Origin of the sequence: Peribacillus psychrosaccharolyticus ATCC 23296 (genome assembly GCF_000305495.1) — a bacterium.
In the GTDB taxonomy this organism is placed as follows: Bacteria; Bacillota; Bacilli; order Bacillales; family DSM-1321; genus Peribacillus; species Peribacillus psychrosaccharolyticus.
Genome location: NZ_AJTN02000001.1, coordinates 17,214 through 39,706, shown reverse-complemented (window position 1 = coordinate 39,706; position 22,493 = coordinate 17,214). Strand labels below are relative to the sequence as shown.

The window sequence follows — 22,493 nt, the reverse complement described above, 5'->3', positions numbered from 1 at the left end:
GTTAGATTCTTTCACTTGAAGAATCATTTTTTGTTTCATGTTTATTTCGTTCTTCTTTTTTTTCCATTTCGATATCTTCTAGTGGGAGATCATCGATGGGCATTACCACCTGATCACGTATTTTTTGATCTTCCCAATTCTTTTGAAAGGCTTTAGATTTGTCGTTCCGCTCTTCTAAAATTTTATCTTTATCAAGACCCGTTTTATTATGATCACGAACTTCATCCATAAAGAACCCCTCCTCTAATATAGTACCTAATGATTATATTCCCATTTTTATTACTAAAGAAACATTTAAAAGCATGTAAACAACAAACGAATTTTGGGTTTTTCTTTAAAAAATGGTAACGCTTACCGATAATAAAAGGTAGAGGTATTACAGTATATAAGGTATAAAAACCGTATAAGAATAGAGAGGGAAACTTATGAAACTTTCAATCAGACAAAAATTGGTCGGAGCATTTACGATTGTTCTTATTATTTTAGGCGTCACTACATTGGTTACTAACTGGGAAATTGGCCGGGTTAATGACGCATATCAAGAGATTCTAGAAAATGATGTTCAAAAGTTAATTGAGATAAATAATATGAAAGCGCTTATGCAGGATGAAACGAATCATGTTCGTGGTTTTTTGCTGACGGGTGACGAAAAATATTTAGAAAACTATAAACAAAGTACTGTAGAAATGAAAGCGTTAGTTAAGAAAGTACTCAGTAGAGAAAAAACTGAAACTGGTAAGAAGCTGTTGAATGATATTAGTGATGCTGAGAAAGCCTTTCAGCAAGCAGCAGACAGGCAGCTGCATTATAAACAGTCCGGCAGTGAGGAAGAGTATATGACGATCTTGAAAGCAACGGAGGCTGGGATTGGAAGAACATTTACAGAAAAAATGGTCATGTATAAAGATTACCAGGAAAAGCAAATGATTGAAATTAAAAAAGTGGAAAATCATAAGACAAATAGAATCCAGCTGATTGTTTTGATTGTTGATCTGGCAGGCGTGTTCATTGGAATAGGGTTTGCGATCACATTGGGCAGGCACATTTCGCTGCCCATCCGCAAAACCTCCGCAGCAATAGAGGAAGTGGCTAATGGAGATTTAACGATTCAAACAATTAAAGTAAAAAATCGTGATGAAATTGGGACACTGGTATCGTCAATGAATAAAATGGTACATGATTTACGCAGCGTAGTTAAATTAGTTCATGAATCCTCTGAACAGGTTGCATCGAGTAGTGAAGAGCTTTCAGCCAGCGCAGAGCAAAGCAATCTGGCTGCCAAACAGGTAGCGAGATTGACTGAAGGCAATGCGGTTTTAATTGATAAACAAGCCTTTGAACTCGATCATATTTCAGAGTCTATTGAAGAAATGACGGCGGGAATCCAAGCCATCTCTTCAAGCGGTGACAAAATGGAAAAAGCAGCAGATACAGCAAGCCTTGTAAGTAAGGCAGGGATGGAAAAAGTCGAAAATGTCGTTCAGCAAATGGAGGCGATACATGAATCTGTCAAAGATGCCTCTTATATGATTGAATCGCTTGGACATCGATCTGATGAAATTAGTAAGATTGTTGGAATGATTACGAGTATTGCTGATCAAACCAATTTACTCGCCTTAAATGCGGCAATAGAAGCGGCAAGAGCAGGAGAACATGGAAAAGGTTTTGCCGTAGTAGCTGATGAAGTACGAAAACTCGCCGAGGAATCAAAAAAATCGGCTGAACAGATTTCGTCCATGATTGGTGTGATTCAGGATGAAACGAGTAAAGCAGTGGAATTAATGGCTGCTGGGAATAAAAAGACAGCATCGGGAATGCTTCAAACACAAGATGTTAATGAGGCATTTATACAAATTACGGGATCGGTTGGAAATGTATCAGAAAAAGTCCAAGATGTTTCTACAGCAGTTGAACAATTAGCTGTCAGCAGTGCGCATATTGTACAAGCTGTCCTTCAAGTTAAACATTTTTCAATAGAAAGTATGGCGGCCAGCCAAGAAAGTTCAGCAGCAACGGAACAACAGCTTGCAGCGATGGAAGAAATCGCGTCATCATCAGAGTCACTTTCACATCTTTCTGAAGATCTTCAGGCATTAGTCAGGAAGTTCAATGTATGATAAAGCCCTTTGCATCGATTTATCGATGCAGGGTTTTTTTTGAGCAATAACTTTAATTGTTTTAGCTGTAGATACTAAGCTGCAGCTTGCTGGAGGGAGAGAATAAAAGTATGATAGATATGAAATTTTTTACTTTGGGATGGGGTATATGGGCAATCAATTAAGGAAGATAGGACCGGGGTTATTGGTTTGCATGATAATTGGAACAGGGTCTTTATTTGCAGGGGAATGGTTTCCTAATCTCGGAGCTGGATCCATTGCCATCTTATCTGGGATTATTCTAGGGAATTTAGGAGTAAGCAAATATTCTCGGCTAGACGCAGGAACGAAATTTTCAGAATCCACTTTATTATATACAGCGATTATTCTTCTGGGTGCCACAGTCAGCTTCCAAGCAATTGCTGCAATTGGATGGAATGGAGCTTTGTTTATCCTGTTAATCATGATGAGTACAGTAACTGCTGCTCTGTGGATGGGAAAAAGGATGGGGCTACCAGAAGATTTTCGGATGTTGATGGCTGGTGGAAATGCAGTATGCGGTTCATCAGCCATCGCGGCTGTAGCACCGGCTATAGGCGCAGATGAAAAACAAAAGGGGTTAGCCATAACGATGGTGAATCTCACAGGAACTATTTTGATGTTAGTCCTTCCATGGCTTGTAGGACTTCTTTATAGTGATAGGATACTCCCTTCATCAGCCTTAATTGGAGGTGTACTCCAATCTGTTGGTCAAGTGGTTGCCAGTGGAAGTATGGTTAGTGAGGAGGTAAAGGATCAGGCCTCTATATTTAAGATCGTTCGTATTCTGCTCTTAGCAGGCGTTATTTCCTTATTAGTCTCTTTACGCGGGAAGAAACAACCCTCAGTGCAGAGAACCAAATGGTACACTATTCCTTGGTATATTAAAGGCTTTTTTATTCTATGTACGATAAATACATGTTTAGCCCTGCCGGAATTGCTTGAACTGAGTATGAAGAAAACGGGGAACTTCTTAGAAATTACTGCCCTTGCAGGAATTGGACTGAGAGTGAAATTTGCTGATTTAATTGCGCAGGGGGCAAAAGCTGGTTTATATACGGTGCTTCTAGCCAGCTGTCAATTGGCTGCGGCAGTTATTCTTATCCTGCTGCTCTTTTAATTCAGTGACATTCATAAGTTTAGCAGTTTAAAATAAAACACCCCTGCTCGATGTGAGCAGGGGTGTTTGGTTATGAAACAATTTCAGTTTGTTGAATGGGGAATTGTTTGATTTCTGAAACGGGCTGAACATGCTTGTATATCTCGATGTAGCGGATATGGTGTTCTTCCATCTCTTTAATTTTAAAACTAAAAGGTCCTTGTGTTAAGATATCCCCTTGTTTAGCCTCGTAATTTACAGTCAGCATCCAACCGCCAATCGTATCAATATCTTCAGACATAATCTCAAGTCCCAATAAATCATTTACTTCGGAGATTAGTAGTTTAGCATCAACGATATAATGGTCATCCTTGAGTTTTCGTACATCTGGTATCTCATCCAAGTCGAATTCGTCACGTATGTCTCCAACAATCTCTTCTAAGATATCTTCAACTGTAACCATGCCAGAGGTTCCACCGTATTCATCCATCAAGATGGCGATATGAATACGTTCTTTTTGCATTTTTAAAAGCAAGTTATGAATAGGGATACTATCAATAACACGAATAATTGGTCTGATATATGGTTCGATGGTTTTTGTTGACTGATTTTTGTTTGTAATCATTTCTGTGAAAAATTCTTTCACATTAACCATTCCAATCACATGATCCTTGTCGCCGTCAATAACAGGGTATCTAGTGAATTTTTCCTCAGTCATAATGGTAAAGAAATCTTCAATCGTATCATCCTTGGAAAATGTGACAATCTCAGTCCTAGGAACCATAATTTCTTTAGCAATTCGATCATCAAATTCAAAAATCTTATTTACATATTTAAACTCTGATTGGTTGATTTCACCACTTTTGTAGCTGTCAGATAGAATAATTCGCAATTCTTCCTCACTGTGGGCAATTTCATTTTCTGAAACAGGCTGTAAACCAAAAGTACGAATAAGAAGCCTTGCTGAGCCATTTAATACCCAAGTAAAGGGATACATAATCTTATTAAAAAAGATCAGCGGTCTGGATACAAGCAGCGTAATTTCTTCAGCTTTTTGAATGGCCAGCGTTTTTGGTGCCAATTCTCCCACAACAACATGAAGAAAGGTGATAAAGATAAAGGCGACTGCAAAAGAAAGAATATGGGAAACATTATCGGGAATATTTATACCGGTTAGAAGGGGTCCAATGATTTTTTCCACTGTTGACTCGCCAATCCAACCAAGAGCTAGTGCAGTAATGGTAATGCCTAGCTGACAGGCTGACAAATATTCATCCAAATTGGATACAATTCGCTTTGCTTTAAGAGAATTCTGTTTCCCTTCTTCGATTAACTGGTCAATTCTTGAACTTCTCACCTTAACAATTGCAAACTCTGAAGCTACAAAAAATGCCGTCAAAGCAATTAAAATGGCTACAAAAACCAAGTTTATTATGTCCAAATAGTTTCCTTAATTCGCCTATCAAGGCAAATAAGGAGCCCACCTCCTAAGATATTAAAAAATAATATAAGTGTATCAGGGTAAGTCCGACGGGAAATTGCAAAACTAGTTTGCCTATGCAAGCTTGTTCTAACAATTATTCGTTAGCATCATCCCATCAATCACCTCTGCTTCTATTTAAATAACTTAATTATAGAAAAACTTATTAAAACCGTCAAATGACCTAAAGCAGCGTAAAAAGGTAGTATTTCATCTATATGGTGGTTACGCCTTCAATATTAACGGTTTTTAGTGGTTTTTACCATTAATACGTCTTATTAAATAGAATATTCAGAATATATTTATTTGCTAATCATGTACGACTATAATAGGACAACCATCATATATTTAATGTGATAAGCAGGGAAGGGGGATATACAATGCATCTATTAGAAAAGGCAGGAGCAATTCTGGTAGGAAGTTTACTCCTTGGAATTGGTGTTAATTTCTTTCTCAGTCCTTTCCATTTGCTCGACGGCGGTATGATTGGAATTGGCCTGTTGATTCATTACTATTTCGACTTCCCAACTGGGCTGAGTATGATCTTTATGAGCATTCCTCTCTATATATATGCGTGGTATTATCAGAGGAAATTATTCATTCAGAGTCTTCATGGGCTATTGATCTCTTCCTTGTGTGTTGATTGGCTTTCTGGTTTTCAAATCAGTTGGGACATACCTGTATACATTAACGCCATATTAGGCGGAACATTTATCGGCTTGGGTATTGGCTTAATGCTCCGGTACGAGACGACTACAGGAGGGACGGATTTACTGGCAAAGATCATTGCAAATAAACTAGCGATAAATCCTGGTCTGATTATCTTTGGCATAGATGTATGCATCATCTTTTCTGGAATTGGTATTGTAGGTATGACGACATTTTTGTATTCAGGTTTGACCATTCTGTTTGTTGCTATATTGACATCTATTACGGTTAAAGAGACAGTTTAGTTAACTATGTTTTAGGAAAAGATGGCCGGTGCAGAAAAGAAAGGGACCCAATTCTTTTTGTACTGTCATCTTTTTGTTGGTTATACAGGCAATATATTATGAAGAGAGGAACTTAGTGAGGACCTTAAAGAGTTTTACAGATTTTTCACTATGTTAAGTAATTATTAGCGGTTCTAAATAATCAAATGACGAGTATTCCATTCCTAAAAAAATGTCAAGTAACAGACTGTGTAGTGAGAAAAAGAGGTTTTACTTGACTTTATTAAGGGAAAGTAAAAAATAACAAGTAATCTGAAGGGGTGACGTAGTTGGGTAATGAATTAATCAATAAATTCAAGAATATGGGAATACAAGTTGAAAAGACAAAATCACGCCATGAAATATTCTCAACTGTTTTTCGCGATGATCCGGAAGTCCTGATGTCTCAAACTTCATTTTTTTCCCAACAATTAGCCTGTATAAAACCAGATAAACGAAAAATGAGCGAATTATAAGTCATGAGCGTGCCGCTAATCAGGGTATGCTTTTTTATTTGTTTAAAACCTGCATAACGAGCAAAAGCCTGTACTAGAATGCCTCTTTTCCTCATAGAATAAACTAAATAACCAGGTAAGGGGACATATATGTCAGACATCATAATGAAATGCTTGGCTTTTTTTTCTGATTTGGGGTATTTCGGAATTATGTTCGGTTTAATGATTGAAATCATTCCTAGTGAACTAGTTTTGGGATATGGGGGGTATCTAATCAGCCAAGGAAAAATGGGCTTTGGCGGTGCCGTTTTAGCGGGAACGATTGGGGGGACCGTGGCACAATTATTTCTTTATTGGGCTGGTTCTTATGGAGGACGTCCATTTTTGCTGAAGTATGGAAAATATATTTTAATCAATGAACATCAAATGGACGCAGCCGAGAGATGGTTCAAAAAGTACGGAGCAGGGGTCGTATTTATTGCGAGATTCATTCCCATTGTGAGGCATGCTATCTCTATACCAGCTGGGATTGCAAAGATGTCACCTATACGATTCATTGTTTATACTGTATTAGCCATCCTTCCATGGACAATCCTTTTTTTATGGCTGGGTAAAACCCTAGGAGATCAGTGGCTTTTAGTAAAAGAAGCCTCAGCACCCTATATAGGCGGACTTTCTTTATTAATCATATTAGCGGTTGTGTATTTTTGGTGGAACCGAAATACCAATGAGCCAATCGTGGTTGTCACAAGAAAAGAATTCTTTCGAAACAAACAAAATAAATGATAAAAAAAGCTTGCAGAGAACCTGCAAGCCTTTTGTTAATTCTCTATATTAATTTCATTCTCTAACCGTAGTCGTTCGAGATTTTTTGTTACTTCAATACACTTTATTGAGTGATCTTCCATTTCTATGACCTTGAAACAGAAGCCATCTTTTTCAATAATATCATTCTCATGTACATCATAATTTTCTGTTAGAATCCATCCGCCGATTGTATCAACGTCTTCTTCGTTAAGGTGAATACCCAGAAGATCATTAACTTCTTTGACGAGAACCTTGGCATCAAACATATAATGTCCGTCTTTAATCTTTCTAATAGAAGGTACCTCGTCTATATCGAATTCATCACGGATTTCGCCAACGATTTCTTCAAGGATATCATCAACCGTTACTAATCCTGAAGTGCCGCCGTATTCGTCCATCAATACGGCCATATGAATACGTTCTTTTTGCATTTTTACAAGTAAATCATGAATAGGGATATTTTCCATAACACGAATAACAGGGCGAGTGTATGGTTTTAAACTCGTTGAAGGGCTTTTTCTTTTCTTAACAAAATCAGAAAAAACTTCCTTAATATTAATCATCCCAATAATATGGTCTTTATCTCCATCTACAATCGGATAACGAGTGAATTTCTCTTCCTTCACAATGTCAATAAACTCTTGGATGGTACCATCGTTATAAAGTGTAATGATTTCAGTACGCGGAACCATAATTTCCTTGGCAATTCGGTCGTCAAATTCAAAAATATTATTCACATATTTGTATTCAGCTTGATTAATTTCCCCGCTCTTATAGCTTTCAGAAAGAATCATTCTAAGCTCCTCCTCGGAATGTGCAATCTCTCCTTCCGAAGCAGGTTTTAATCCAAATAAACCTGTGACAAGACGTGCTGAGTGATTTAGTAACCAAATAAATGGAAAGGCAATCTTATGAAACATAATTAATGGCTTAGATATTAGCAAACTGACTTGCTCTGCTCTTTGGATCGCGATTGTTTTCGGAGCTAGCTCACCCACAACTACATTTAAAAAAGTAATAACAGAAAAGGCAATTAAAAATATTAAAATTCCTGAAACATCTGCTGAAATATGAAGCTTCTCTAAGACTGGTGCCAAAATACTTTTCATTGTGGGTTCACCAATCCACCCAAGACCTAGTGCAGTAATCGTAATTCCCAGCTGGGTAGCAGATAAATATTCGTCAAGATTCCCTGTTACTTGGCGTGCAGCTTCGGCTCTTGGATGTCCTTCTTCAATAAGCTGATCAATCTTTGAACCACGCACACGAATAATCGAAAATTCGCATGCTACGAAAAAAGCAGTTAAAGCAATTAAAATGAAAACTAAGATTAAATTAAATATGTCCAACCATGTTGGGGCGGATTCTACAGTATACAGAACTTGAATCGTTTGAATTAAATGTTCAAGTTCTATAAATGCAAACTGCGGAAATCGTCCCGGTCACCTCCTAGAACTGATTAATAGTTATTGTTTTTTGATTAAATTTTCTTGATTAGTATATACATAAATAATGGTAGACATGTTAGTACAGAGTTTATCTATCTAATTAATCTGCCCATGCCCATACGCTCAATGAATCACCCTCTATCCTTTAAGTATAAAGAACAATAGGTCATTCAGTCAAAATTTTCGAGCAGGCTTAGTCTCCCCATATTCTCTAAGATGATAAAATTATCCATCAAGGTCTAGTATGTAAGCTTTAAAAGTAACAGATTGACTTTTATTCTTGATTCGATACGTAAGGTACCTCAATAATAAATGTGGTGAGTTGGTCGGAAGAATCACAGGTTAGCGTACCCCCATGTTTTTCGATGATTTCCTTACAGACAAATAAACCTAGTCCAGTCCCCCTTTTTTTCGTTGTAAAGAAGGGCTCAAATAGGTGAGGAAAGATACTGTCGTCTATTTTTGGACCATTATTTGAAATCGTTAGTTTAAGCATATTCGATTTGCTTTTCTCGGTATTGATCGTAATTGTTGGATTGGAAACAGATGATAAGATATCTAAAGCATTTAAAATAATATTTAACAATACTTGACGAAACTCTTCCCTCGAACCTTTTAGAAAAAAAGTTTCTGTAAATGAGGAGGTAATGGATGAATTTGCTCCTAGAATACTTGGATATAAAAATTCAATAACCTCATTGGTCAATTGTTCAATGGAAAATAATTCAATAGTTAAATCGTATGTATCCCTTTTAGAAATATTCAAAAACTGGGTTATTCGTAAATTGAGCTGAGTTAATTCCTTGGCGATAATATCTAAATATTTTATTTTTGGTTTTTCATCTTGCAAAAGCTGAATAAATCCCATTATTGATGTAAGTGGATTTCTAAATTCATGAACAAAAGATGATGTCATCTGCCCAAGCAGGGTTAACCTATCTTTATGAGTAGAACTAATAAAGTAATAGTGGTTTTCATTCATTTTTGATTTAAGTTCTGAGTAATGCTCAACAGTATGGTAAATGAATTGGTCAAAACAATCATTAATGATTAACAGGAATTCATGACTTTCAGCAATTGTTGGATTTAATGGAAGTAACCGATTAAATAAAATTGTTCTTCCTAATGAAACACTTTTTATAAATTCAGCTATATTGACCTCTGCCTGCATTCTATCAGAAGCAACAATGTGGGCGTAATTTTTAATTTGAGAATCAATCATTTCTGTTTTTTTCTCAGTCAAAGCTTGGATTATTAGGTCGAAAAGCAGCATTCCTTTTTCGTGATTACCATCTTTAAATGGATTCTTTACTGTATTAGTAATGGTTTTAGACCATTCAGCTGCGATGGAGGACTTTTCGGAAATAAGGACTTCAAGAGCTTCTTCAAAGTAATTCATCATACCCTCCATAACTTTAAAAAATGATTCGTTTATCTACATTCGATAAATAGAGATAAAAGTCCTTTTTTAGACACTCAATAGTGATTTAGCTTGTAAAAAGAATACTAGCTTAAGTTTAGTGAGGTTACAAATCAAGAATGGTCACTCGAAAAATGACCAGCTAGTTACTTAGTAAATGGTTCGACGTGAATAATTGCTTGTTTAATATTATGTTGCCTGCTCAAGTTTTCTTCAATTTTCTCAGTGATGTGATGACCTTCGAGGATACTTAAGGTTGAATCAACATGAATCGTAGATTCGACTAGAATTTGATTACCATGCATGCGTGCTTTAATTTCGCTCATTTCTTTTACGCCAGGAGTTTTACTAATGGTTTCTCCGATTGTTTGAAGAAGTTGTTCATCAAACCCATCAGTCAGCGAATAGGTTGAATCACGAAAAATATCCCAGGCGGTTTTACAAATAATGATTCCAACGAGTAAAGCAGCGATGGAGTCAAGCCAGTTAATTCCAATTTGTGTGCCGATGATTCCAACCAATGCACCAAGACTTACTAATGCATCAGATTTATTATCCTGAGCAACGGCATTAATAGAAGCACTGTTAATCTTCTTACTTATATTTAAATTATAACGGTATATTCCGTACATGAAGATGGCCGAAAACAGAGCGGTATATGAAGTCAATATACTTGGTGTTTCATGATGACCTGAAAAAAAGGTTTGAATACCGGTAACGATTACTTGAACCCCAACAGAAGCCATAATAAATGCTGATACTAAGGATGCGATGGTTTCTGCACGCATATGTCCATAAGCATGGTCCTCGTCAGGCGGGCGTTTTGAGATCTTTAACCCGATTAGGACGGCTAGTGAGGCAAGAATATCAGTTGTATTATTTAAGCCATCTGCCCATAAACCCTGAGAATGACCGAAATAGCCGATGCTCAGCTTTAATACAGAAAGGAACAAATAGGCAGCTATACTTACATATGCTCCTTTTTCAGCGGTAATAGAGCATTTGTCTTGGTACATATATTTTACCTCCCACAATTGCCTGTTAAAGATACCAAAGTAAATGTGTGTGTGTCTATAGAAAAAGAGTCGTCTGGAGCAATTTAAATTGGGGTTTTTCAGCTGTATTTCCTTGATATAAATTTGTTGCCTTAAGCAAATCTGTCGAAAAGTCTAGAATTTAATAACTTGTATGTTATTGAAATTAATAGTATATTTTGTGTAAGGATAATTGAATATATCCACAAGGGGAGCCGGATGGCTGAGAGTGAGCGAATGAGTTCTTACCCTATGAACCTGTTAGTTAATGCTAACGTAGGGATGTGGTTTTGGATAAAGCAATGCAGGTTGATCCATAACCCTCTGTCATTGCTTTTTTGCGTGCAAAAAACAATGGCAGATACTCATGAACGCTTCCCGCAAAGAAGAAGGGGGAAGGAAAATGAATCATAAGACATTATTTTTAGTTGAGGTAGCTGTTTTCTCTTCACTGGCATTATTACTTGATTTAGTATCAGGGTTTATTTTTTCAAGAATTTGGCCGCAGGGTGGATCAGTATCTATTGCAATGGTGCCGATTTTTCTCATGGCTTATCGCTGGGGGATAAAAGGCGGGCTTTCCACTGGATTCTTACTCGGCCTTTTACAAGTTGTCAGTGGAACAGCTTGGATTGCCCATCCTATTCAGGGGTTTATTGATTATTTTCTAGCCTTTACTGTAGTGGGGATTTCAGGTGTTTTTATGAGTCGCGTAAGTACTTATTATAAGAATGGCAACAAAAAAATGGGGTTGTTCTACGGAATAGCAGGAATGTTTACAGGGAGCTTCTTGAGGTATATTTGTCATGTTATATCTGGAATTTTCTTTTTTGGATCATCCGCCCCTGCCGGTACACCAGTTGTTACATTTTCCCTGGTCTACAACGGCACATATATGCTGGCAAGTTTTCTTCTTTCAGGAGTAGTAGTAGCCATGTTGTATTCTTCGGCTTCAAACGTACTTCTGAAAAAAGCATATTGAAACGGTTTTCTGTCTTTTTTTATTAAAGGAGTGTAAGATGGCACTAAAATGCTGAAAGGTGACGTATGAATCGAGAAGAAATTGTTGCCCGTATTTCAGGTATAATCAAATCCATTCGTTTAGATCTTGGTTATTCACAAGAAAAGATGGCCGAAATGCTTGGGTTATCTAAAAAAACACTTGTACAGATTGAAAAACAACGAGTTTCTGCCAGCTGGACGGTTGTCATTGCCATATGTGCTTTGTTTCGTGAACATACTCTTCTTCAAATGGCATTAGGCGGTGACCCGCTAGAGACGATTGATACCACGGTCCGCTCTGGCGTTACACAACGTAAAGAAAAGACGTTGGGCGGCAAGGTATGGTGGACAGAAGTGTCCGTCATGTCAGGTTACATCTTACAAAAAAATAATATTAGTCTGCATTACCGTATTCTCGATGATGAGCATTACAGAATCTACAGTAGTTTAGATGAATTGGAAGCTAAGAATCGCTTTCAAGAATTAATTTCCACCGACAAACAAGGCCGTTCTCTTTAGGAGAATCGGCCTTGTTTGTGTTTATTCCTTATTAGAAATGTCATGAGGTCTATTCATTTTCGCAATTAAAACTGGACATGGAGAATCTTTAATAACAGCACTGCTGGTACTGCCTAAGAAAAACTTCTTCAATCCGCTTTTCTCACTTTCTCCTACAATAATAAGACTGGCATCTGTTCTTTGAGCATAACTACAGATGCTGTCTCCTGTATTTCCTTCTAATACTTCGAAGCGACCTTGTATTTGGTGTTCGCTTAGTAGTCTTCTTACTGTGCTTTCAGCCATGGTCACACTGTTTTTTACGACTGTATGTGTATCATCCGCCTGTGCAAAACCAGGTTCCATTGCAAGCACAGGTTGATTTTGAGAAGGATCAATATAATATCCTTCATTAATTTCAGACATAGATTTTCCTACTGTTCGCTGTTCAACCTTTTCATTAAAAACATGTACAATGGTCAGATGAGAGCCTAAATATGTTTTATGCAGCTTTATGCCGTACTCGATTGCTCTTTTTCCGCTTGGTGTTCCATCATAAGCTGCGATGATATGGTTAAATTCTACTTCCATGTTTCTTCATCTCCTCAAAAGTTTTAATCTAAATGGTTCACGACTCTAGATGAAGGGATAACGGTTTATTTTGTTATACCCTCTTTTACAAAATATATCCATAGTTAATTATAGGTAATATGACAAAATGCACCAAATAAGACGATGGTCATCTATAAAAATGGGAACAGTTGGTATATTATAATAATATGCTGTCTAGAAAGAGGTGGTAAGATGCAATGTAATATTCCGAAAATACACCCTACAATCAAACGCTGCTTAACCCATCTAGAAGTATTAGGCACCGATGATAAAACAAAACAAATTGTCTATATGTATTTGCAAACCTTATATAAAGAAATGTCTTTATCCATTAAACATTCTAATGATCGGTAAAGGTTCAAGCAGTCGATTTACTTCGACTGCTATTTTTTTAGGATTAGTGTATGTTTATTGGGAAATCATTAAACTAGTGACATAATAAAGAGAGATAAAAGTTTTTAACCAAATAGGTTTTACCATACGAAGATTTTTTGATTGTTGGAGGGATTGTTATGGAAGGGTATCGACGGTTAAGAACAAAAAAACGGAAAAGGGCCAGATTAATTGGTTTTGTTCAGGTTGGTATCTTATTACTGTCAATTATTACACTAGCAGCAGCTGGCTTTATATATTCTGTATTACCAGATACTGATATCAGTCAACTTAAGAATCAGATTGGTCATTCTACTAAAATTTATGACCAAAATAAAGAATTGGCGAGTACTGTGACTGCAAACAAGTCGGAGGGAGTATCGATAGAAAAAGTACCTGAACATGTAAAAAATGCTGTGATAGCAATTGAAGACCGCCGTTTTTACGAACATCATGGTATTGACTATAAGGGGATAACGCGTGCGATGGTTAATAACCTGAAGGCGGGTGGAATTGTTGAAGGGGGCAGTACGCTAACACAGCAGTTCATAAAAATTTCATTACTTGAATCTGACAGAACCTATAAACGAAAAATACAAGAATACTTTCTTGCGAAAGAAGTTGAACATGAATATAAGAAAGAAGAAATCCTTGAAATGTATCTTAATCAGGTTTACTTCGGACATGGAGCTTGGGGAATTAATAAAGCATCCCAAATGTATTTTGGAAAAGATGTAGAGCAATTAACCATCTCGGAAGGAGCGATGCTTGCAGGCGTCATAAATCTTCCAAGTAAACTAGATCCCTATAAAAACTATGAAGGTGCGATTAATCGACGAAATCTAGTCCTTAGCCGAATGGATGATCTGAAATTAATAAGTGCTGAGGACGCTGAACAAGCGAAGAAAGAACCAATTACTCTTGCTTCGGTTGATCAAGTAGATCCGCTTAAAGGAAAATATCCATATTATGTCGATCATGTTTTAGCAGAGGCTTCTAAAATGTATAAGATTGATTTGGATGAATTGCTGACCGGCGGCTATAAAATCTATACTACATTGGATCAAGAAGTTCAAAGTATTGCCGAGGCAATTTATAAGGAAGATTCAAATTTTCCAACTGGTACAAGCCCGGACCTTGTCCAAAGTGGAACCATCTTAATCGACCCAAAAACCGGAGGGATAAAAGCATTAATCGGCGGCAGGGGTACACACCAATTTCTTGGCTATAACAGGGCTACTCAGTTGATTACATCACCGGGATCATCCATTAAGCCGTTGGCTGTTTATGTGCCTGCACTGAAAGAGGGGTATGAATTAACAGATCCTTTGGTCGATGAAAAAATGGCTTTTGGTAATTATAATCCGGAAAATTTAAATGGACAGTATAAGGGAACAGTTCCTATGTATGAAGCGGTCATGGAATCATTAAATGTCCCGACTGTGTGGCTTCTTAACGAAATCGGTATCCAAAAAGGTGTTGATTCCTTAAAGGACTTTGGGCTTCCCTTAGAAAAGGATGATCGTAACCTATCTATCGCATTAGGAGGGATGAGTAAGGGAGTATCTCCTCAGGATATGGCAGAAGCGTATACGGTGTTTGCTAATAATGGTGTACGGAACGAGTCTCATGCTATTGTGAAAATTGAAGATCCCAATGGAAAAGAAATCGCTGTGTGGAAAGAACAATCGAAAAAGGTTGCCACAAAAGAAGTAGTAGCGAAAATGAATTCAATGCTCTTGGGTGTGGTCAAGTATGGGACAGGTGTAAACGCCGCAGTCGAAGGCCATGAGATTGCTGGGAAAACTGGATCCACACAGGTTCCGATAGAGGGCATATCAGGAGTTAAAGATCAGTGGTTTGTAGGTTATACACCATCACTAGTTGGAGCTGTTTGGGTTGGGTATGATAAAACAGATAAAGATCATTACTTAACGACCTATAGTAGTGAAGGGGCTACCAAAATTTTTCAAAAAATTATGGCTCAATCATTACAGTACCAAGAATCAAAATCGTTTGAAGCAGATGATATTGGTCCCTTAATTGAAGAACAAGAAAGAAAAGCTGAAGAAGAGAACCAAAAAAACTTTTGGGAAGATAAGAAAGAAGAATTTAAAAAGGGCTGGAACAAATGGCGTAATAAACTATTTAATAACGGCGGCAATTAAAAAGGTTAAGGTGGGCATCTTCTGATTCATTGTTGAATCGGAAGATGTTTTTTTTTGCGGAGTTGCGAATAAGAGATGTTTAGTTATGGAATATAACCCCATTTTTATTAATTATCTTATATAATAAAAAGATAGAATATTGAGATAGGTTTCCGTTAAAGCCTATCAGAGAAAATTTTTAAGAAAAGAGGAGTAAGTATGCTTCAGTTTGAAAAGTCGGATATTACACACTTTTTGCAAAATTTAACTCTTGTTGATTTTGCGGTTAGTCCTGATGAAAAACAGATTGTATTCTGTACAAATTTTAATGGCCATTTTAATTTGTGGGGAATGGATTTTGAGAAGAGGTTTCCATATCCGTTAACGTTTCATAATCAAATCTCAGATTTTATTACTTATTCCAAAACAGGTGAATTCCTTTTAGTCGGTTTTGATAAAGATGGTGATGAAAACAGTCAAATTTATGCGATTAAACCAGAGGGCGGAAGCTTAGTTCCAATTCGGTATGCAGAGGGAGAACGTCATTTTTTCGGACATTTGACTGATGATGGCAGAAAACTGTATTACTCAACCACAATTAGTAATGCAAAATATTTAAATAGTCATGTTTATGACATAGAGAGTGGCAAGGAAAAGCTCCTCATAGAAGGTAGTGGTGCACCTGTTTTTATCTCTGCGGTCAGCCCTGAAGAAAAATCATTTGTTTATAGCACGCAGTTTGGTAATACATATTGCTTAGCGCATGTTCAAATTGATGGTGAGCACATTTTACTTACACCACCAACGGATACGCATCACACAGTAACCGATTTAGTCTATGTTTCTGAAGAAGAGATTTATTTCTTAACAAACTATGATGATGACCTTAGCTACTTAGCAAAGTTTGATCTTCAGTCAAAGGAATTTACAAAAGTTCTTCAATTGGATAAAGAGGATTTTACAAACATTTATTATTCAAAAAAAGAGCATGCACTGTATATTGTAGGTTCTTATGGTGTAGAAGACAGGCTTTATCGATATACAATTACGAATGGGAAAAATGAAAAGATTGAAAAACCTGTTGATATTATTGTGAAAATGATAATTATGCCAAACGGTCATGTATATATGCTAGGCAAAAGTGCTGCGAAGCCGGCTAATCTTTTTGTTTCAATGGAAGCTGGAGGTTCCTGGATGGCGTTAACAGACTATAGAGTACCAGGTGTTCGAGAAGAAGAATTGGTGGAACCCCAAGTGCTGCGTTATCCGACATTTGATGGTTTAGAAATTGAGTCCCTTTTATTCAAAGCAAAGGAAGGAAATTCGAATGGTCATATGATTTTATGGCCGCATGGAGGTCCCCAATCAAGTGAACGTAAATCATTTCGCGGGATTTTCCAATTTCTTGTGAATCAAGGGTACTCTATTTTTGCACCTAACTTTAGAGGCTCGTCGAACTACGGTTTAAACTTTATGAAAATGGTTGAGGGAGATTGGGGTCATGGCCCCCGTTTAGATAATATTACGGGTATTGATTGGTTAATTAAGAAGGGATATGCAGATAGTGATAAGATACTGCTTTTAGGCGGCAGCTATGGAGGATATATGGCTTTGCTTTTACACGGCCGCCATCCAGAATACTTTAAAGCGGTAGTTGATATCTTTGGTCCGAGTAATTTATTTTCATTTATTGATTCTTTTCCGGAATTTTGGGCGTCATTTGCAGAGCAATGGGTAGGGAATCCAGTGAGAGATAAGGAAAGATTAACTGCAGATTCGCCAATAACCTATATAGACGGGATGACAAAGCCCATGTTAGTGATCCAAGGCGCGAATGATCCGCGTGTTGTTCAACAGGAATCAGATCAAATTGTGGCTGCATTGAAGGAAAAAGGGCGGAAAGTGGAATATGTAGTTCTAGAAGATGAGGGACATGGATTTACGAAAAAGGAAAATGAAATATATGTCTACAAGAAAATCCTAGAGTTCTTTAATTCGCATATTAATTGATTAACGGGTGTCTGGAACATGCATTGAGAAATTATATGAGTATATCAAAGAGAATGTAACATGAAAAAGGACTGCCATAAGGCAGTCCAGGTTAATTAAAAGATAAAGTTAGCAATAATACCGATTACGACAATAGCGCCAATGATCATTAAGATTGTTCTCATGTTTTTTTCACATCACTTTCGTGGAGTAATAGTAAGTTTACTCATTAGAGTTTAATTTTATGATTAGAATGTACAACAAAGTCCATCTTGTCTTCAGAAACGTAAGATCCAGCACAGCATTCATTGATTTTCTGCATAATGGCCTGAACTTCAGGACCTTCAATCATAATTTTTAAATCAGAACAGTCCTCCAGGGTAAGCATAAAGGAAACGAGTTTTGATAACCGTTCTGGTTCAACAACTCTGTTCTTACATACAAAGTAAATGCTGCCTTCATAATTTTTGGAAATTTCAAACAGATCCATAATTTGCTGCATGCTTAATTTCTTATCGAAGGTAAGTTTAGATGAAATTGTTTGATTCATAGTTCTATACTCCTTTTTAAGTAATATACCAGTTAATTGTATGATCTCATCGAGGTGTAAGTTGAATAGTCATTTTATTTGTTATGCTTGCTTATGATAGATATTTACCCGTCCAATTCTATTTGAAACCTATTTTTTGATCCTGGTAAATATTATTTTGATATACATATAAATATGGAATATAAGAGGGCAGGTACTAAAAAACACAACTGGATGATGGAGAAGTGTGTCTGTTAGTGTACAAAGTATGAACTTCCGTCCGCCTAAAGTCTGAATAAAAAATGTCCAGAAGGCGGTTTTTTATCGAAAGATTCCTAGGTAGTATTAAAAGAAAAACAGAATGAGGGAATTAAATGACCAATATTATCGGGATTTTTCGTAATTCAAATTACACAAAATTGTTTTTTGCTACCTTTACATCACAAATGGGAGGCACAATTGGACTCACCGCTTTCACCTTCTATCTGCTTGATCGTTTTTCAAATCAGCCAGCGTATGCAACGGTTACGGAATTAATGTTCTCTTTACCGACGCTCGCCGTTTTCTTTTTGGTGGGAGTGTTTGCCGACAGACTGGACCGAAGGAAGATTGCCCTTTACTGCGATTGGATATGTGCGGGGCTCTCACTGATTTTTCTTTTGCTATTAACAATTGACATTATGCCGTTGATCTTTGGGCTGCTATTTGTTCGAAGCGCCATTCGTAACTTTTTCTTTCCCGCGGAGGCTGCTCTTGTACAAGGGGTATTATCTAGTGACGACTACACCACAGCTGCTGGGTTAAATCAAATGGTCTCTAGTTTATTTATGTTATTTGGAAGCGGAATGGGTGTGTTCTGTTATTGGACATTTGGTATTGAAGGGGCGATTGCCATTGATATGGTTTGTTTTATTATTAGCGGCTTTTTAATTAAATCGACCCAATTTACTGAAGAAATACGACTTCCAAATGGCCGACATACACTTAAAGATTTGAATCTTTCCTTAGTTATAAAGGATTTCTCGTCAGGGTTTCTCTATCTAATTCGCAATAAACTGCTGCTTACGTTAATCTCTGGGTTTGTCCTTTTTGGAATTGTAAACGGCGGTTTTTCGGTCATGCAGGTGTTTATTTTAAAATATAAGCTCGAACCGTTAGATTATGAAAAATACGCGGTTATTTTAGGTATTATTTTCGGACTGGGTGTTTTAATAGGAAGTATTATTGCTTCCGTATTAGCAAAAAAGGTAGAGCTGCATCATATGCTCATTATTGGTCTGTTGATTTCTGGTACAGCAACTATCTTTGGAGCCCTGGTTAATTCAACCTTTCTATATATGTGCGGGTTAGGGATTGTAGCCTTATCCCTGCCATTGGTCAACGTCTCGTTAGGTGGGTGGCTTCCAAGCATTGTGGATCCGAAGATGATGGGCAGGGTTCAGGGATGTATTAATCCGGTAATGATGTTCTCACAATCGCTGACACTATTCCTTATTGCTGTTTTTTATCCTAGCTTTGTAACGATTGAAATGTTGTATTTGATCGTAGGGAGTTGTCTTGTACTTGTGGGTTTCTTCTATATGACGATTTTACCTAAGATTATCAATCAGGAACATGCAGCAAAGAAGAAAGAAGTCGTTGTTTTATAATTATTTTTAATTGGATGAGAGAGTTCTAAGGTGGCTAATTATAGTAAATATGTATATGATTAAATAGGACTTTTTACTTAGTCACACGGATTTCTTGGAGGATATAGGATGAGTATCTTTAATTATTCTGCACAAAAAATGAATGGACAGGAAATATCACTTGAACAATATAAAGGTAAAACAATTATTATTGTGAATACAGCAAGCAAGTGCGGATTTACCCCACAATACGAAGATTTGCAAAAATTATACGAACGCTATCAAGATAAGGGATTAGTTATTTTAGGTTTTCCATGTAATCAATTCGGCCAAGAAACTGATAATAATGAGGATATACAAACATTCTGTCAGATTAATTATGGTGTTTCATTTCCGTTATTTGGGAAGGTTGATGTTCGCGGAGAGCAGGCACACCCGCTATTCCAATACTTAATAAAAGCAGCACCATTCCAAGGCTTTAAGAATAATTCAGTCAGCAGACTGCTGAAAGCGATGATAGAATCAGAGCACCCTGAACTATTGGGAGGCGACTCTATTAAATGGAACTTCACTAAATTCTTAATTAATAAGGAAGGGCAAATCGTTAAACGGTTTGAACCAGCGGATGAGCCCTTTGATATGGAAGCTGATATCGAGAAATTACTATAAAGGAAGAATAAATAGATTTAGCTGGCAGCCCTCCAGATTAGCTGGCTGCTTTTTTACGATTTTAAAGGAATAGAAGTAGTTAAATCGAATAGATAAAATAGAGATAAAAAATACAGGGGGAAAGTAAATGTTTCCGAAGCTTGAGACTAGTCGATTGATTCTAAGAGAAATAGGGAATGAAGATATAAAGAGCATTTTTTCAATCTTTTCTAATTCGGATGTAACTCGTTTTTATGGAATGGAACCGATGGAAAATGTGGATCAAGCAAAACAGCTTATAACGAACTTTACTAAAAGTTATCAAAAGAAACAGGGAATACGATGGGGAATTGTCAAAAAAGAAGACAATGAACTACTAGGTACAATTGGATTTAATAATTGGGTGCCGAAAAATAAACGTGCTGAAATCGGCTATGATCTTCACCCTAGTAATTGGCGGAAGGGATATGCAACGGAAGCAATACAATGTGTAATGTCCTATGGGTTTAGTGAGATGGATTTAAATCGTATTGGTGCCATCGTTTATTTGGAAAATAAGGCATCAAGTCAGCTGTTGAAGAGTATCGGATTTGCAGCGGAAGGCATCTTAAAGGATTACATGCTTCAAGATGGACATTTCTATGATGTTACTATGTTTTCTCTTTTGAAGCATTCTAGAGAATAAGTATGAACTGGGCTAACTATTGAAAGGAGTACAAAATATGGATTACTCAAATAAAACGGTTATTGTAACGGGTGCATCTAATGGAATTGGCCGAGGAGTGGCTGCTGGTTTTGCAGAGAAAGGGGCATCGGTTGTACTGGCTGATCTAGATGAGGCAGCGGGAGCTGATGCAGCAGCTGGTTTACAAGAAAAAGGCTGGTCGGCCATATTTATTAAAACAGATGTTAGAGAGGAAACGGACATTCAACATCTGATGGAGAAAGCTGCTCAGTCATTTGGATCGATAGATATTTTAATTAATAATGCTGGGAAAGCAAAATTTAAACCTCTTCATGAATTAGAATTAGAAGAGTGGGATGATCTACTAAATACAAATTTACGTAGTGTCTTTCTCTGTTCGAAAGAAGTATCAAAATATATGAAGAAAAATGAGACAGGAGGTGCCATTATTAATCTTGCTTCAACACGAGCGATAATGTCGGAACCTAACTCTGAAGCGTATGCTGCCAGTAAAGGCGGTATTGTTGCATTGACGCATGCGCTAGCCGCTTCACTCAGCCAAGAACGAATTACGGTGAACGCTATTTCTCCAGGCTGGATTGAAACAGGTGACTATGCACGGTTAAGGACAGAAGACCATCTTCAGCATTTTTCAAGACGAGTCGGACGTCCTCAGGATATTGCTCGGGCTTGTTTGTATCTGACGGCAGAGGAAAATGACTTTGTAACAGGGATAAATCTAATTGTCGACGGAGGAATGACTCGAAAAATGATTTATCAAGAATAGTCAGTCAGTTCATTCTTTCGACCGAGATAATTATCCTCGTGATTAAACTCTCGGTTGAGAAGCAGTTCCATTGCTTCGAGATCGGGGGTATGTACTGGCTGATCGAGCGGGGACCATTCTACGTAATAAATAAAATAGTAGCTTTTAATTTTTCTGAAGATGACGGGTGAGTTTGGAAAGGTGTCATATAAAGCCTTCACTTGATGGCGTTTCATATAGGACCAATGTAATAAATTCATAGCTGCACCTGCTTATACTTTTTTATCTGTATTTACCCATTGCGAAGGTTGAATAATCAACCATGTCAAAAAAAGCTTAAAGACTATGCCTCCAAGCTTTTGTTGCAGTATGAAATTGAGGGCCGGTAACCGTTATGATATCACGAAAATACGTACAGATCATCAGCCACTTTTCAGGATAGATGGAAACGAATCGTTGGATACTTTCGACCGAATAAATAAGTAAACAGTCAAGCGGTTCGTGCTTTACTTTCTGTAGATCATATAATAAAGCATGAGGAATCGTATAAAATTTTTCTACTTGAACATCGTTTAATTGGACAATGGTGTGCGGTTGTTCATTAAGAAACTTGTCTAACACTATTTTTTGTATTAATAAATGATAATTTTGAACGCCTGGCTGCCTGTTCAATAATATAATTGTACGCATTCTATCACTGCCTTTTTAGCAAACAGTCTGGCCAAAATGAAGAATACATATGCGATAAAGGAAATATGAGTTAAACTA

Annotated in this window: 23 protein-coding genes and 1 riboswitch; of the genes, 14 read left to right on the top strand and 9 right to left on the bottom strand. The window is 37.1% G+C overall.

Annotation, left to right across the window (positions count from 1 at the left end; genetic code table 11):
- Position 1: 1 nt before the first annotated feature.
- Complete coding sequence (locus WYK_RS00190) at positions 2 to 229, bottom strand: hypothetical protein (RefSeq protein ID WP_051387224.1); 228 nt, start codon at positions 227 to 229, stop codon at positions 2 to 4.
- Positions 230 to 425: 196 nt separating this feature from the next.
- Between WYK_RS00190 and WYK_RS00185 the strand changes: the two genes are divergently transcribed.
- Both WYK_RS00185 and WYK_RS00180 read left to right on the top strand, forming a co-directional pair.
- Positions 426 to 2,117: a methyl-accepting chemotaxis protein gene (locus WYK_RS00185; protein ID WP_040372266.1), complete on the top strand. Its 1,692-nt coding sequence runs from the start codon at positions 426 to 428 to the stop codon at positions 2,115 to 2,117.
- Positions 2,118 to 2,265: 148 nt separating this feature from the next.
- A complete protein-coding gene (locus WYK_RS00180; RefSeq protein ID WP_040372265.1) occupies positions 2,266 to 3,255 on the top strand; it encodes a YeiH family protein in 990 nt (329 codons plus the stop codon).
- A gap of 70 nt (positions 3,256 to 3,325) precedes the next feature.
- Here the strand turns inward: WYK_RS00180 and WYK_RS00175 are convergent, their stop codons facing one another.
- Positions 3,326 to 4,675: a hemolysin family protein gene (locus tag WYK_RS00175; RefSeq protein ID WP_040372264.1), complete on the bottom strand. Its 1,350-nt coding sequence runs from the start codon at positions 4,673 to 4,675 to the stop codon at positions 3,326 to 3,328.
- Between the two features lie 419 nt (positions 4,676 to 5,094).
- On the opposite strand from WYK_RS00175, the gene WYK_RS00170 reads away from it, so the two are divergent.
- The 3 genes from WYK_RS00170 (at position 5,095) to uptA (ending at position 6,926) form a co-directional block, all read left to right on the top strand.
- Positions 5,095 to 5,667 carry a YitT family protein gene (locus WYK_RS00170; protein ID WP_040372263.1) on the top strand — a complete coding sequence of 191 codons (573 nt, stop codon included), beginning with the start codon at positions 5,095 to 5,097 and terminating at the stop codon, positions 5,665 to 5,667.
- Between the two features lie 308 nt (positions 5,668 to 5,975).
- A complete protein-coding gene (locus tag WYK_RS00165) occupies positions 5,976 to 6,161 on the top strand; it encodes an Lmo0850 family protein (RefSeq protein ID WP_040372262.1) in 186 nt (61 codons plus the stop codon).
- A gap of 129 nt (positions 6,162 to 6,290) precedes the next feature.
- A complete protein-coding gene (gene uptA / locus WYK_RS00160; RefSeq protein ID WP_051387223.1) occupies positions 6,291 to 6,926 on the top strand; it encodes an undecaprenyl phosphate transporter UptA in 636 nt (211 codons plus the stop codon).
- A gap of 35 nt (positions 6,927 to 6,961) precedes the next feature.
- Here uptA and WYK_RS00155 read toward each other — a convergent pair whose 3' ends face one another.
- From WYK_RS00155 to WYK_RS00145, 3 genes are all read right to left on the bottom strand, one after another.
- The gene (locus tag WYK_RS00155) at positions 6,962 to 8,296 is read right to left on the bottom strand and encodes a hemolysin family protein (RefSeq protein ID WP_040372261.1); all 1,335 of its coding nucleotides are present in this window, start codon (positions 8,294 to 8,296) and stop codon (positions 6,962 to 6,964) included.
- 373 nt (positions 8,297 to 8,669) lie between these two features.
- Positions 8,670 to 9,797: a histidine kinase N-terminal domain-containing protein gene (locus WYK_RS00150; protein ID WP_040372259.1), complete on the bottom strand. Its 1,128-nt coding sequence runs from the start codon at positions 9,795 to 9,797 to the stop codon at positions 8,670 to 8,672.
- Positions 9,798 to 9,961: 164 nt separating this feature from the next.
- Positions 9,962 to 10,831 (bottom strand): cation diffusion facilitator family transporter, encoded by an 870-nt coding sequence (locus WYK_RS00145; RefSeq protein ID WP_040372258.1) that lies wholly within the window; start codon positions 10,829 to 10,831, stop codon positions 9,962 to 9,964.
- Positions 10,832 to 11,047: 216 nt separating this feature from the next.
- Positions 11,048 to 11,149, top strand: a riboswitch (TPP riboswitch).
- A 103-nt stretch (positions 11,150 to 11,252) separates the two neighbouring features.
- Here WYK_RS00145 and thiT point away from each other — a divergent pair.
- Positions 11,253 to 11,831 (top strand): energy-coupled thiamine transporter ThiT, encoded by a 579-nt coding sequence (gene thiT / locus WYK_RS00135; protein WP_040372255.1) that lies wholly within the window; start codon positions 11,253 to 11,255, stop codon positions 11,829 to 11,831.
- 65 nt (positions 11,832 to 11,896) lie between these two features.
- The gene (locus WYK_RS00130; protein ID WP_040372254.1) at positions 11,897 to 12,370 is read left to right on the top strand and encodes a helix-turn-helix transcriptional regulator; all 474 of its coding nucleotides are present in this window, start codon (positions 11,897 to 11,899) and stop codon (positions 12,368 to 12,370) included.
- Positions 12,371 to 12,391: 21 nt separating this feature from the next.
- Here the strand turns inward: WYK_RS00130 and WYK_RS00125 are convergent, their stop codons facing one another.
- Positions 12,392 to 12,940 (bottom strand): universal stress protein, encoded by a 549-nt coding sequence (locus WYK_RS00125; RefSeq protein ID WP_040372253.1) that lies wholly within the window; start codon positions 12,938 to 12,940, stop codon positions 12,392 to 12,394.
- 213 nt (positions 12,941 to 13,153) lie between these two features.
- On the opposite strand from WYK_RS00125, the gene WYK_RS24710 reads away from it, so the two are divergent.
- The 3 genes from WYK_RS24710 (at position 13,154) to WYK_RS00115 (ending at position 17,490) form a co-directional block, all read left to right on the top strand.
- The gene (locus WYK_RS24710; RefSeq protein ID WP_161629081.1) at positions 13,154 to 13,315 is read left to right on the top strand and encodes a hypothetical protein; all 162 of its coding nucleotides are present in this window, start codon (positions 13,154 to 13,156) and stop codon (positions 13,313 to 13,315) included.
- Between the two features lie 158 nt (positions 13,316 to 13,473).
- Positions 13,474 to 15,501, top strand: coding sequence for a transglycosylase domain-containing protein (locus WYK_RS00120; RefSeq protein ID WP_081704690.1), 2,028 nt, complete (start codon positions 13,474 to 13,476; stop codon positions 15,499 to 15,501).
- A 198-nt stretch (positions 15,502 to 15,699) separates the two neighbouring features.
- Positions 15,700 to 17,490 (top strand): S9 family peptidase, encoded by a 1,791-nt coding sequence (locus WYK_RS00115; protein WP_040372252.1) that lies wholly within the window; start codon positions 15,700 to 15,702, stop codon positions 17,488 to 17,490.
- Between the two features lie 208 nt (positions 17,491 to 17,698).
- Here WYK_RS00115 and WYK_RS00110 read toward each other — a convergent pair whose 3' ends face one another.
- A complete protein-coding gene (locus WYK_RS00110) occupies positions 17,699 to 18,019 on the bottom strand; it encodes a hypothetical protein (RefSeq protein ID WP_040372251.1) in 321 nt (106 codons plus the stop codon).
- Between the two features lie 353 nt (positions 18,020 to 18,372).
- Between WYK_RS00110 and WYK_RS00105 the strand changes: the two genes are divergently transcribed.
- The 4 genes from WYK_RS00105 (at position 18,373) to WYK_RS00090 (ending at position 21,746) form a co-directional block, all read left to right on the top strand.
- Positions 18,373 to 19,647, top strand: a complete 1,275-nt coding sequence (locus WYK_RS00105; RefSeq protein ID WP_040372250.1) for an MFS transporter — start codon at positions 18,373 to 18,375, stop codon at positions 19,645 to 19,647.
- Positions 19,648 to 19,755: 108 nt separating this feature from the next.
- Positions 19,756 to 20,295, top strand: coding sequence for a glutathione peroxidase (locus tag WYK_RS00100; protein ID WP_040372249.1), 540 nt, complete (start codon positions 19,756 to 19,758; stop codon positions 20,293 to 20,295).
- A gap of 127 nt (positions 20,296 to 20,422) precedes the next feature.
- Positions 20,423 to 20,959, top strand: a complete 537-nt coding sequence (locus WYK_RS00095; protein ID WP_040372248.1) for a GNAT family N-acetyltransferase — start codon at positions 20,423 to 20,425, stop codon at positions 20,957 to 20,959.
- A 37-nt stretch (positions 20,960 to 20,996) separates the two neighbouring features.
- On the top strand, positions 20,997 to 21,746 hold the full coding sequence (locus WYK_RS00090) for an SDR family NAD(P)-dependent oxidoreductase (RefSeq protein WP_040372247.1): 750 nt from the start codon (positions 20,997 to 20,999) through the stop codon (positions 21,744 to 21,746).
- On the opposite strand, the gene WYK_RS00085 is transcribed toward WYK_RS00090, so the two are convergent.
- Both WYK_RS00085 and WYK_RS00080 read right to left on the bottom strand, forming a co-directional pair.
- Entirely contained in the window at positions 21,737 to 21,985 is a 249-nt protein-coding gene (locus WYK_RS00085) for a hypothetical protein (protein ID WP_040372246.1), read from the bottom strand. The genes WYK_RS00090 and WYK_RS00085 overlap by 10 nt on opposite strands.
- Positions 21,986 to 22,061: 76 nt before the next feature.
- Positions 22,062 to 22,415 (bottom strand): hypothetical protein, encoded by a 354-nt coding sequence (locus tag WYK_RS00080; RefSeq protein WP_040372245.1) that lies wholly within the window; start codon positions 22,413 to 22,415, stop codon positions 22,062 to 22,064.
- Positions 22,416 to 22,493 lie beyond the last annotated feature (78 nt).